Below are 10,813 nucleotides of genomic sequence, written 5' to 3'. Positions count from 1 at the left end.
GTCTGCCCCGACCCGCTGCCCCGCAACCTGTCCGGGCCCGGCCGCCCGGGGGGCGGCCGGGCCCCGGTATGTTCCGGGTGTCTCGGCGGGCGGTGTTGTCGGTGGTGTTTGGTAAGAATGCAAGCGTGAGCAGCGAGAACGGGCGGGGGGACGGCGGGGCCGAGGGGCCGCCGCCGGAGCAGCTCGCGCTCATCCGGGAGAGCGTGCGCGATGCCGACGTACCCCGCGCCAGGCCCCGCACCTGGCGAGGGGCCGCGCTCGCCCAGGACCGGCCCGTGGCCCGGGTGCTCGTCGACAAGGGCGTGCTCCATCTCGACCGCTACTTCGACTACGCCGTGCCCGAGGAGATGGACGCCGACGCGCAGCCCGGCGTGCGGGTCCGGGTGCGGTTCGGCGCCGGACGGCACCGGGTGCGCGACGGGCGCCGCGAGGGCGGCGGCCTCATCGACGGCTTCCTGATCGAGCGGCGCGCCGAGTCCGACTACGCGGGCCCGCTGGCCGCTCTCGCCGCGGTCGTCTCCCCGGAGCCGGTGCTCGGCGGGGAACTCCTCGGCCTCGCCCGCGCCGTCGCCGACCGGTACGCGGGCAGCCTCGCCGACGTGCTGCAACTGGCAGTGCCGCCGCGCAGCGCCCGCGCGGAGAAGCGCGCCTCCCCGGAGCCCCGGCCCGCACCCCCGGCCCCGGACGCGGGCTCCTGGGCCCGATACGAGCACGGTCCCGCCTTCCTCGACGCCCTGGCCTCCGGCGGTTCGCCCCGCGCGGTGTGGAACGCGCTGCCGGGGCCGCGGTGGAGCGAGGAGACCGCCCGCGCCGTCGCCGCCACCCTCGCCTCGGGACGCGGCGCGCTGGTCGTCGTCCCCGACGGGCGGGCCGCCGCGCGGGTCGACGCCGCGCTGACCACGCTGCTCGGCGACGGCCGCCACGCGCTGCTCACCGCCGACGCCGGCCCCGAGAAGCGGTACGCGCAGTGGCTCGCGGTCCGCCGCGGCTCGGTCCGGGCGGTGGTGGGCACCCGGGCCGCCATGTTCGCGCCCGTACGGGACCTGGGCCTCGTGGTCATCTGGGACGACGGCGACGACAGCCACAGCGAACAGCACGCCCCCCAGCCGCATGCCCGCGACGTCCTGCTGCTGCGCGCCTCGCTCGACAAGTGCGCTTTCCTGGTGGGCGGTTGGAGCTGCACGGTGGAGGCCGCCCAGCTCGTCGAGAGCGGCTGGGCGCGCCCGTTGACCGCCGGCCGCGACCAGGTCCGCCGGGCCGCCCCGCTGGTACGGACCGTGGGTGACACCGACCTCGCCCGGGACGAGGCCGCCCGCGCCGCCCGACTGCCCAGCATCGCCTGGCAGGCCGTCCGGGAGGGGCTGAAGACCGGCCCGGTGCTGGTGCAGGTGCCCCGGCGCGGATACGTGCCCCGGCTGGCCTGCGCCCAGTGCCGGGCGCCCGCGCGCTGCGCGCACTGCGCCGGGCCGCTCCAGGCGCGGGACGCCGGGGCGCTGCGCTGCGAGTGGTGCGGCCGGGAGGAGCACTCCTGGCACTGCCCCGAGTGCGGCGGCTTCCGGCTGCGCGCGCAGGTGGTCGGCGCCCGCCGTACCGCCGAGGAACTCGGGCGCGCCTTCCCCGCCGTCCCCGTCCGCACCTCCGGCCGCGAGCATGTCCTCGACACCGTGCCGGACGCGCCCGCGCTGGTCGTCAGCACACCGGGCGCCGAGCCGGTCGCCGAGGGCGGCTACGCGGCCGCGCTGCTGCTGGACGGCTGGGCCATGCTCGCCCGGCCCGACCTGCGCTCCGGCGAGGACGCGCTGCGCCGGTGGACCGGGGCGGCCGCGCTGGTCCGGCCGCAGGGGGAGCGGGGGACCGTGGTGGTGGTGGCCGAGCCGACACTGCGGCCGGTGCAGGCGCTGGTGCGGTGGGACCCCGTCGGGTTCGCGGTGCGCGAGCTGGCGGAGCGGGCCGAACTGGGCTTTCCCCCGGTGTCGCGCATGGCGGCGGTGTCCGGGACTCCCGGGGCGGTCGCCGAGTTCCTGGCCGCCGTCGAGATGCCGGCGGACGCCGAGGTGCTGGGTCCGGTGCCGCTGCCTCCGACCCTGCCCGGCCGCCCGCGCCGGCCCGGTGCGCCACCGCCGGGGGAGCAGTGGGAACGCGCGCTGGTCCGGGTACCGCCCGGCAGCGGCTCCGCGCTGGCCGCCGCCCTCAAGACGGCCCAGGCGGCCCGGACGGCCCGCGGGAGCGCGGAGCCGGTCCGGGTGCGGATCGACCCGCCGGACATCGGGTGAGCCTCGCGGGCGGTTGCCGGGAGGGCGAGGGCCGGGACCCGGTCAGCCGCTGCGGGGGCCTGGGAAGGCGGGGGGCCTCGGGTCGTCGCGGAGGGTGGGGCTGCCCGAGGTCGGCTGGGTCGGCATGGAGCGGGCCGCCGGGACGGCCGGCATCCCGGTGTCGATGGTGCGGGTGCCCGAGGGCTCGCCGCCCCGCTCGGCCTCGGCCGCGGCCTGGGCGGCGGCCCGGCGGGCGCCGTAACGGCGGTGCACGGCCTGCTTGGTGACGCCGAGCGCGGAACCCACCGCGTCCCACGAGAAGCCGAGCGAGCGGTCGAAGTCCACGGCCGCCGTCACCAGGGTCTCGACGCTGTCCCGGAGTTCCTGGGCGAGGCGGACCGTCGGGGCGGGGGCGCGTCCGTAGACGACGAAGCCGGTGGACGGGCCGGAGCGGCGGGGTCGGTAGACGTTGCCGAGCTGGGCGGTGAGGGTGCGCAGTGCGTCCACCTGCCGGCGGACCCGCTCGATGTCCCGCACCAGCAAGTGCAGGCTGGCACGGGCCTGGGCGTCGTGGGTTGCGTGGTCGGCCATGGACAAGCCTCTCGAACCGGCGTTGACAGGAAGTGGGCGTTGGTCAACTCTCTCTTGACCAACGCGTGGACGCTCCGCTGGTCACGGGGTGGGGCGCGCGGGGTGTGTCTGTACGCCGGGCTCTCCCACCCGCGCACCACCCGTTCGCTGTCGGCGGGAGGCCGGACGACCTGTGCGGGTTGATCGCCCACGGCGCCCACGGTCCCCTCGGCGACCTCGGTGCCCTCGGTGCCCTCGGTGCCCTCGGCGTCATGACGGGTGCGCGCGGTCATAGACTTGTCCGCTGCCCGTCCGCCGTCGATCGAGAGGCTCGATCCCGCCCATGAAGCTCGTCTTCGCCGGTACCCCCGAGGTCGCCGTTCCCGCTCTGGACGCTCTGATCGCCTCCGGGCGGCACGAGGTGGCCGCCGTCGTCACCCGGCCCGACGCGCCCGCCGGGCGGGGCCGCAGGCTGGTCGCCTCACCCGTGGCCGAGCGGGCCCAGGAGGCCGGTATCGAGGTGCTGAGGCCGGCCACCCCGCGCGACCCCGCCTTCCTGGAGCGGCTGAGGGAGATCGGCCCGGACTGCTGCCCGGTCGTCGCCTACGGCGCCCTGCTGCCCCGCGTCGCCCTCGACGTCCCCGCCCACGGCTGGGTCAACCTGCACTTCTCGCTGCTGCCCGCCTGGCGTGGAGCCGCGCCCGTACAGCACTCGATCATGTCGGGCGACGAGATCACCGGCGCCGCCACCTTCCTCATCGAGGAGGGCCTGGACTCCGGCCCGGTGTACGGCACCGTCACCGAGGAGATCCGCCCCACCGACACCAGCGGCGACCTGCTCACCCGGCTCGCCTTCGCCGGGTCCGGGCTGCTCGCGGCCACCATGGACGGCATCGAGGACGGCACCCTGAAGGCCGTACCGCAGCCCGCCGAGGGCATCACCCTCGCGCCGAAGATCACGGTCGAGGACGCCCGGGTCGACTGGCCGGCGCCGGCGCTGCGGGTCGACCGGGTGGTGCGCGGCTGCACGCCCGCCCCCGGTGCGTGGACCGTGTTCCGGGGCGAGCGGCTCAAGCTGGTCCAGGCCAGGCCCGTGCCCGAGCGCACCGACCTCGCGCCCGGACAGCTCGCCGTCGGCAAGAACAGCGTGCACGTGGGCACCGGCTCGTACGCCGTGGAGCTGCTGTGGGTGCAGGCCCAGGGCAAGAAGCCGATGCGGGCCGCGGACTGGGCGCGCGGGGCGCGGATCGGCGCGGGCGAGACGCTCGGCGGCTGACACCCCGCCAGTGGGGGGTGACGGTCCGCCGACGTACGCTGGTGACCGCACCCCCCTTGAGCACATCCGGAGCACCTTTCTCGTGAGCGAGCAGTCCCGTCGGCCGCACCGGCCCGCCAAGCCCTACCGGCGCCCCCAGAAGGACCCCGTCCGCGTCCTCGCCTTCGACGCGCTGCGCGCGGTGGACGAACGGGACGCCTACGCCAACCTCGTGCTGCCGCCGCTGCTGCGCAAGGCCCGGGAGAAGGGCGACTTCGACGCGCGGGACGCGGCCCTCGCCACCGAGCTGGTCTACGGCACACTGCGCCGCCAGGGCACCTACGACGCGATCATCGCCCAGTGCGTCGACCGGCCGCTGCGCGAGGTGGACCCGCCGGTGCTCGACGTACTGAGCCTGGGCGCGCACCAGTTGCTCGGGACACGCATCCCTACCCACGCCGCAGTGTCGGCCTCGGTCGAGCTGGCCCGCGTGGTGCTCGGCGACGGGCGGGCCAAGTTCGTCAACGCCGTGCTGCGCAAGATCGCCCAGCACGATCTGGACGGCTGGCTGGAGCGGGTCGCGCCGCCCTACGACGAGGACCCCGAGGACCATCTCGCCGTCGTGCACTCCCACCCCCGCTGGGTCGTCTCCGCGCTGTGGGACTCCCTCGGCGGCGGCCGCGCGGGTATCGAGGAACTGCTCGCGGCGGACAACGAGCGGCCCGAGGTCACCCTCGTCGCGCGGCCCGGCCGGTCCACCCCCGAGGAGCTGCTGACCGAGGACGCCGCCGTGGCCGGCGACTGGTCGCCGTACGCGGTGCGGCTCACCGAGGGCGGCGAACCGGGCGCGGTGGAGGCCGTGCGCGAGGGGCGGGCCGGGGTGCAGGACGAGGGCAGCCAGCTCGTCGCCCTCGCGCTCGCCGAAGCGCCGCTGGACGGCCCCGACGAGAAGTGGCTCGACGGCTGTGCCGGCCCCGGCGGCAAGGCCGCGCTGCTGGCCGCCCTGGCCGCCCAGCGCGGTGCCACCCTGGTCGCCGCCGAGAAGCAGCCGCACCGCGCGGGCCTGGTGGCCAGGGCGCTGGCCGGCAACCCCGGCCCGTACCAGGTGATCACCGCCGACGGCACCCGTCCGCCGTGGAACCCGGGCACCTTCGACCGCGTCCTGATGGACGTCCCCTGCACCGGGCTGGGCGCGCTGCGCCGCCGCCCCGAGGCCCGCTGGCGCCGCCGCCCCGAGGACCTGGACAGCTTCGCCCCGCTCCAGCGCGCCCTGCTCCGCACCGCCCTGGACTCCGTCCGCGTCGGCGGAGTCGTCGGCTACGCGACCTGCTCCCCGCACCTCGCCGAGACCCGCGCCGTGGTCGCCGACCTCCTCAAGCAGCACCCCGACGCCGAACTCATCGACGCCCGCCCCCTCCTCCCCGGCGTCCCCGGCCTCGGCGAGGGCCCCGACATCCAGCTCTGGCCCCACATCCACGGCACGGACGCGATGTACCTCGCCCTGATCCGCCGCACGGCCTGAAGCGGGTTCGCCGGACGGCCCGACCCCGATCCCGCGCGGCCTCGAAACTCCGCCGGGGGCCGGCCCGCCCAGGGTCGCGGGGAACCGCGCGCACGACCCCCACGGCCGGCACCCGAAGAACGACCGCACCTCCGACGGCCCGACGCCGCACCCCCCGCAGGGGCATGGCAGGCTTGGGGCATGGCCGCGCAGATCAACCCCAGCATCCTGTCCGCAGACTTCGCCCGCCTCGCCGACGAGGCGAAGGCGGTCGAGGGTGCGGACTGGCTCCATGTCGACGTCATGGACAACCACTTCGTCCCGAACCTCACGCTCGGCACCCCCGTCGTCGAGTCCCTGGCCCGCGCCACGGACATCCCGCTGGACTGCCACCTGATGATCGAGGACCCCGACCGCTGGGCCCCGCGGTACGTCGAGGCCGGCGCCTCCTCGGTGACCTTCCACGTGGAGGCCGCCCACGCCCCGGTCCGGCTCGCCCGCGAGATCCGCGCCAAGGGCGCCCGCGCCGCCATGGCCCTCAAGCCCGCGACGCCGATCGAGTCGTACGAGGACATGCTGCCCGAGCTGGACATGCTCCTGATCATGACGGTCGAGCCGGGCTTCGGCGGGCAGGCGTTCCTCGACATCACGCTGCCCAAGATCCGCCGCACCCGCGAGATGATCGCCAAGCACGGTCTGCAGCTGTGGCTGCAGGTCGACGGGGGTGTCTCGGCCGAGACGATCGAGCGGTGCGCGGAGGCCGGAGCGGACGTCTTCGTGGCCGGATCGGCGGTGTACGGGGCCGAGGACCCGGCCGAGGCGGTGCGCGCGCTGCGTGCGCGGGCGGACCGGGTGATCGCCGATTCGTCCCGGGCGTGCGGCCACTGAGCCACACGTAGGTGAACGGTTGAGAGAAGGCCGCCCATCAGGGCGGATCCGCGGCGCCGGATCTGCGAGGATGAACGGCGAATCCAGAGTGTGTACAGCAGTGAGGAGATCGCCGTGTCGGGTATGTCGGCGGGCCGGTCAGCCATGCGGATGGGACCCGCTGAGCTGGTCCAGGCGGCGGCCATGGCCCGCCGCTTCTACCTGGAGGGCAAGTCCAAGATCCAGATCGCGGAGGAGTTCGGCGTCAGCCGTTTCAAGGTGGCCCGGGTGCTGGAGACCGCCCTCGAACGGGATCTCGTGCGCATCGAGATCCGCGTCCCGGCCGAGCTGGACGCCGAGCGCTCCGACGCGCTCCGCGCCAGGTACGGCCTCAGACACGCCGTCGTGGTCGAGTCCCCGGCCGACGCCGAGGAGACCCCCGACCCGGAGAACCTGGGCGAGGTCGCCGCCGACCTGCTCGGCGAACTCGTCGACGAGGGCGATGTCCTCGGCCTCGCCTGGGGCCGCTCCACCATCCACATGGCGGCCGCGCTCGACCGCCTGCCGCCGTGCACGGTGGTGCAGCTGACGGGTGTGTACGACGCGGGGACGGCGGAGCGCGGCTCGGTCGAGGCCGTCCGCCGTGCCGCCCAGGTGTCCGGCGGCGACGCGCATCCCATCTACGCGCCGATGCTGCTGCCGGACGAGGCCACGGCCGCCGCCCTGCGCAACCAGACCGGCATCGCCCGCGCCTTCGAGTACTTCGACAAGGTCACGGTCGCCTGCGTGTCCATCGGCTCCTGGGAAGCGGGCATCTCCACGGTGCACGACATGCTCAGCGACGAGGAGCGCGCGCACTACGCCTCGCTCGGTGTCGCCGCCGAGATGTCCGCGCACCTCTTCGACGCCGACGGCCGCCGCATCGGACGCGACCTGGGGGAGCGGTGCATCACGGTCAAGACCGACCAGCTGCGCCGTATCCCGGAGGTCGTGGCCATCGCGGGCGGGGCGCGCAAGGCGCCGGCGATCGACGCGGTGCTGCGCTCCGGGCTGGTCACCAGCCTGGTGACGGACACCTCGGCCGCGGACTGCCTGCTCACCGCGGGCCCCACCCCGAAGCCCGCGCTCAGCCGCGCCGACCCCGACGGGGTGTGAGGGCGTCCGAAATCCGGCGGAACGCTGCCACGGCGGGCGGGCCGTGGCAGCATCTGCGGCATGCTGTCGCGGTTCGTCCACCAGATCCTGAAGAGAAGCAGCGGCCGGGTGTGTCTCCTCGCCGTCGTGCCGGCCGTCCTCGGTGTCCTGCTGGCCGGCTGCGCCGGTCCGGACACGGCCGCCGAGCCGCCGGCCGCCTCCCGCGCGGCCAGTCCCGCCGCCTCTGCCCCGTCCTGGGCCCGGGGCACGGCCACCGTCCCCGAGTCCCGGCTGCCCGCCGAAGCCCGGCGGACCCTCGCCCTCATCGACAAGGGCGGCCCCTACCCGTACGCACGGGACGGGATCGTCTTCGGGAACTTCGAAGGGCATCTCCCCAGGCACCAGCGCGGCTACTACCACGAGTACACCGTGCCCACCCCCGGAGCCGGCGGCCGGGGCGCCCGGCGCATGGTCACCGGGGACGCCGGGGAGTTCTACTACACCGATGATCACTACAACTCGTTCCGGGCGGTGCTGAGATGAGCGAAGACCTGGTCGACCGGTACGCGGTCACCCTCGACCTGAAGGGGGTCCGCGACAAGGCCGGACTGATGGACCGCGTGGCGAACACGCTGAACCTGCCCGACTGGTTCGGCCGCAACTGGGACGCCCTGCTGGACTCCCTCTCCGACACCACCGCCTGGCCCCCGGCCGCCATCGAGCGGGGTCTGCTGGTCGTCGTGCGCAACTGGGAGCCGCTCGCCGAGTGGAATCCCGGCGACTGGCGCATCGCGCGGGACGTGTTCTCCGAGGCGGTCGACCGCACCTCGTTCCTCGACGTGATGCTCGCTCTTGGAGGAACCTCCGAGCTGTGACCCGGTGCCCCTGGAGGTTCGGCGGGGGCATGACCAGGGCGCCGGCATGGGACAATGAAGTACGTGCTTCTTTCCCCCTGGCGCACCCGTCAGGGGGTCACCTCTGATCGACCGGGATGTGCGGCACGTGCGTTTCCTCAATGACATCCAGCCCGCCTACGACCTGACGTACGACGACGTCTTCATGGTGCCGGGCCGCTCCGCGGTCGGCTCGCGGCAGGCGGTGGACCTCGGCTCCCCCGACGGCACCGGCACCACCATTCCGCTGGTCGTCGCCAACATGACCGCCGTCGCGGGGCGCCGGATGGCCGAGACGATGGCCCGGCGCGGTGGCCTGGTGGTCATCCCGCAGGACATTCCCATCGACGTCGTCACCGAGGTCGTCGGCTGGGTCAAGAGCCGGCACCTGGTGCTGGACACTCCGATCGTGCTCTCCCCGCACCAGACCGTCGCCGACGCGCTGGCCCTGCTGCCCAAGCGGGCGCACAACGCCGGGGTCGTCGTGGACGGCGACTACCGTCCCGTCGGCGTCGTCACCGACCAGGACCTCAGCGGCGTCGACCGCTTCACCCAGCTCGAAGTGGTCATGTCCCGCGACCTGCTGCTGCTCGACGCCGGCATCGACCCGCGCGAGGCGTTCCACACCCTCGATGCGGCCAACCGCCGCTACGCCCCGGCCGTCGACGCCGAGGGCCGGCTCGCGGGCATCCTCACCCGCAAGGGCGCCCTGCGCGCCACCCTGTACACCCCGGCCGTGGACGCCGACGGCAGGCTGCGCGTCGCGGCGGCCGTGGGCATCAACGGCGACGTGGCGGGCAAGGCCAAGCAGCTGCTCGACGCGGGCGTGGACACCCTCGTCATCGACACCGCGCACGGCCACCAGGAGTCGATGATCAGCGCGGTCCGCACCGTGCGCGCCCTCGACCCCCAGGTGCCGATCGTCGCCGGCAACATCGTCTCCGCCGAAGGCGTCCGCGATCTGATCGAGGCGGGCGCCGACATCATCAAGGTGGGGGTCGGACCGGGCGCGATGTGCACCACCCGGATGATGACCGGCGTGGGCCGTCCGCAGTTCTCCGCCGTGCTGGAGTGCGCGGCCGAGGCCAAGAAGCACGGCAAGCACGTGTGGGCCGACGGCGGCGTCCGCCACCCGCGCGACGTGGCCATGGCCCTCGCGGCCGGTGCCTCCAACGTCATGGTCGGCTCCTGGTTCGCGGGCACCTACGAGTCGCCCGGCGACCTCCAGCAGGACGCCGGCGGCCGCCTGTACAAGGAGTCGTTCGGCATGGCCTCGGCCCGCGCGGTGCGCAACCGCACCTCCGAGGAGTCCTCGTACGACCGGGCCCGCAAGGGGCTCTTCGAGGAGGGCATCTCCACCTCCCGCATGTTCCTCGACCCGGCCCGGCCGGGCGTGGAGGACCTGGTCGACTCGATCATCGCGGGCGTCCGCTCCTCCTGCACCTACGCGGGTGCCGGCTCGCTGGAGGAGTTCGCGCGGAAGGCCGTCGTCGGCATCCAGAGCGCGGCCGGGTACGCCGAGGGCATGCCCCTGCACGCCAGCTGGAGCTGACCCCGCGCACGCCCGCGACCTGGGCGCTCTCCAGGTGCGGGGACGGGCGGGGCTCGTGTTCTACTTCGTAGGAGAAGTGACCGGACCGACGAAGTGAACCACCCCCTGTGCTGAACGATCTCGACGAACGCATCGTGCACGCCCTCGCCGAGGACGCCCGCCGCTCCTACGCGGACATCGGGCAACTGGTCGGCCTGTCCGCGCCCGCCGTGAAGCGGCGCGTGGACCGGCTCAGGGCCACCGGAGCCATCACCGGGTTCACCGTCCGGGTGGACCCGGCGGCCCTCGGCTGGGAGACCGAGGGGTACATCGAGATCTACTGCCGCAGCAACACCTCGCCGGAGACCATCCTGCGCGGTCTGGAGCGGTACCAGGAGGTGGTGGCCGCCTCCACCGTCACGGGGGACGCGGACGCCATCGCCCAGGTCTTCGCCTCCGACATGCGGCACTTCGAGCGGGTCCTGGAGCGCATCGCCGGGGAGCCGTTCGTGGAGCGGACCAAGTCGGTGCTGGTGCTCTCGCCCCTGCTGCGGCGCTTCTCCTCGGGCGCGCCGGGCTGACCGCCAGGACCCCCGAGGACGCGCGGCATGCCGTCGGTCCTGCCAGGCGCCGGCCGTGCGCGCCCGCTTCATCGCCCTCGCGCTGACCGCGCCGGGGAGCTTCGCCGTGGTCTGCGCGACCCGGCCGCGCGAGCCGCAGCCGTTTCTCCGCGCGGGCGTCCCTGGCGGCGCAATGAATCGCCGGGTGAGGGCCTGCTGACGCAATGAACCGCGCACCGGCGCGCAACGG

10 protein-coding genes are annotated in these 10,813 nt (G+C 74.7%); 9 read left to right on the top strand and 1 reads right to left on the bottom strand.

What is annotated here, in order from left to right:
* Positions 1-125: 125 nt before the first annotated feature.
* Positions 126-2,273 carry a primosomal protein N' gene (locus tag ACFWN1_RS13500; protein ID WP_384360777.1) on the top strand — a complete coding sequence of 716 codons (2,148 nt, stop codon included), beginning with the start codon at positions 126-128 and terminating at the stop codon, positions 2,271-2,273.
* A gap of 42 nt (positions 2,274-2,315) precedes the next feature.
* Here ACFWN1_RS13500 and ACFWN1_RS13495 read toward each other — a convergent pair whose 3' ends face one another.
* Positions 2,316-2,843, bottom strand: coding sequence for a hypothetical protein (locus ACFWN1_RS13495; RefSeq protein ID WP_384360775.1), 528 nt, complete (start codon positions 2,841-2,843; stop codon positions 2,316-2,318).
* A 322-nt stretch (positions 2,844-3,165) separates the two neighbouring features.
* Here ACFWN1_RS13495 and fmt point away from each other — a divergent pair, with 322 nt between their 5' ends.
* The 8 genes from fmt (at position 3,166) to ACFWN1_RS13455 (ending at position 10,584) form a co-directional block, all read left to right on the top strand.
* Entirely contained in the window at positions 3,166-4,098 is a 933-nt protein-coding gene (gene fmt / locus ACFWN1_RS13490; RefSeq protein ID WP_384360773.1) for a methionyl-tRNA formyltransferase, read from the top strand.
* An 82-nt stretch (positions 4,099-4,180) separates the two neighbouring features.
* Complete coding sequence (locus tag ACFWN1_RS13485; protein ID WP_384360771.1) at positions 4,181-5,599, top strand: RsmB/NOP family class I SAM-dependent RNA methyltransferase; 1,419 nt, start codon at positions 4,181-4,183, stop codon at positions 5,597-5,599.
* Between the two features lie 180 nt (positions 5,600-5,779).
* Positions 5,780-6,466 (top strand): ribulose-phosphate 3-epimerase, encoded by a 687-nt coding sequence (rpe, locus tag ACFWN1_RS13480; RefSeq protein WP_384360769.1) that lies wholly within the window; start codon positions 5,780-5,782, stop codon positions 6,464-6,466.
* Between the two features lie 90 nt (positions 6,467-6,556).
* Positions 6,557-7,600: a sugar-binding transcriptional regulator gene (locus tag ACFWN1_RS13475; protein ID WP_384360767.1), complete on the top strand. Its 1,044-nt coding sequence runs from the start codon at positions 6,557-6,559 to the stop codon at positions 7,598-7,600.
* Between the two features lie 60 nt (positions 7,601-7,660).
* A complete protein-coding gene (locus tag ACFWN1_RS13470) occupies positions 7,661-8,122 on the top strand; it encodes a ribonuclease domain-containing protein (protein WP_384360764.1) in 462 nt (153 codons plus the stop codon).
* Entirely contained in the window at positions 8,119-8,454 is a 336-nt protein-coding gene (locus tag ACFWN1_RS13465; protein WP_384360762.1) for a barstar family protein, read from the top strand. Before ACFWN1_RS13470 ends, ACFWN1_RS13465 begins: the two co-directional genes overlap by 4 nt.
* 127 nt (positions 8,455-8,581) lie before the next feature.
* Positions 8,582-10,024, top strand: coding sequence for a GuaB1 family IMP dehydrogenase-related protein (locus ACFWN1_RS13460; RefSeq protein WP_384360760.1), 1,443 nt, complete (start codon positions 8,582-8,584; stop codon positions 10,022-10,024).
* 107 nt (positions 10,025-10,131) lie between these two features.
* Positions 10,132-10,584 (top strand): Lrp/AsnC family transcriptional regulator, encoded by a 453-nt coding sequence (locus ACFWN1_RS13455; protein WP_030810550.1) that lies wholly within the window; start codon positions 10,132-10,134, stop codon positions 10,582-10,584.
* Positions 10,585-10,813: the final 229 nt, after the last annotated feature.

The sequence above is a fragment of the Streptomyces sp. NPDC058459 genome, assembly GCF_042721685.1.
Taxonomy (GTDB): Bacteria; Actinomycetota; Actinomycetes; order Streptomycetales; family Streptomycetaceae; genus Streptomyces.
Note: the sequence above shows the minus strand (reverse complement) of the source record. Positions and strands in the feature narration are given on the sequence as shown.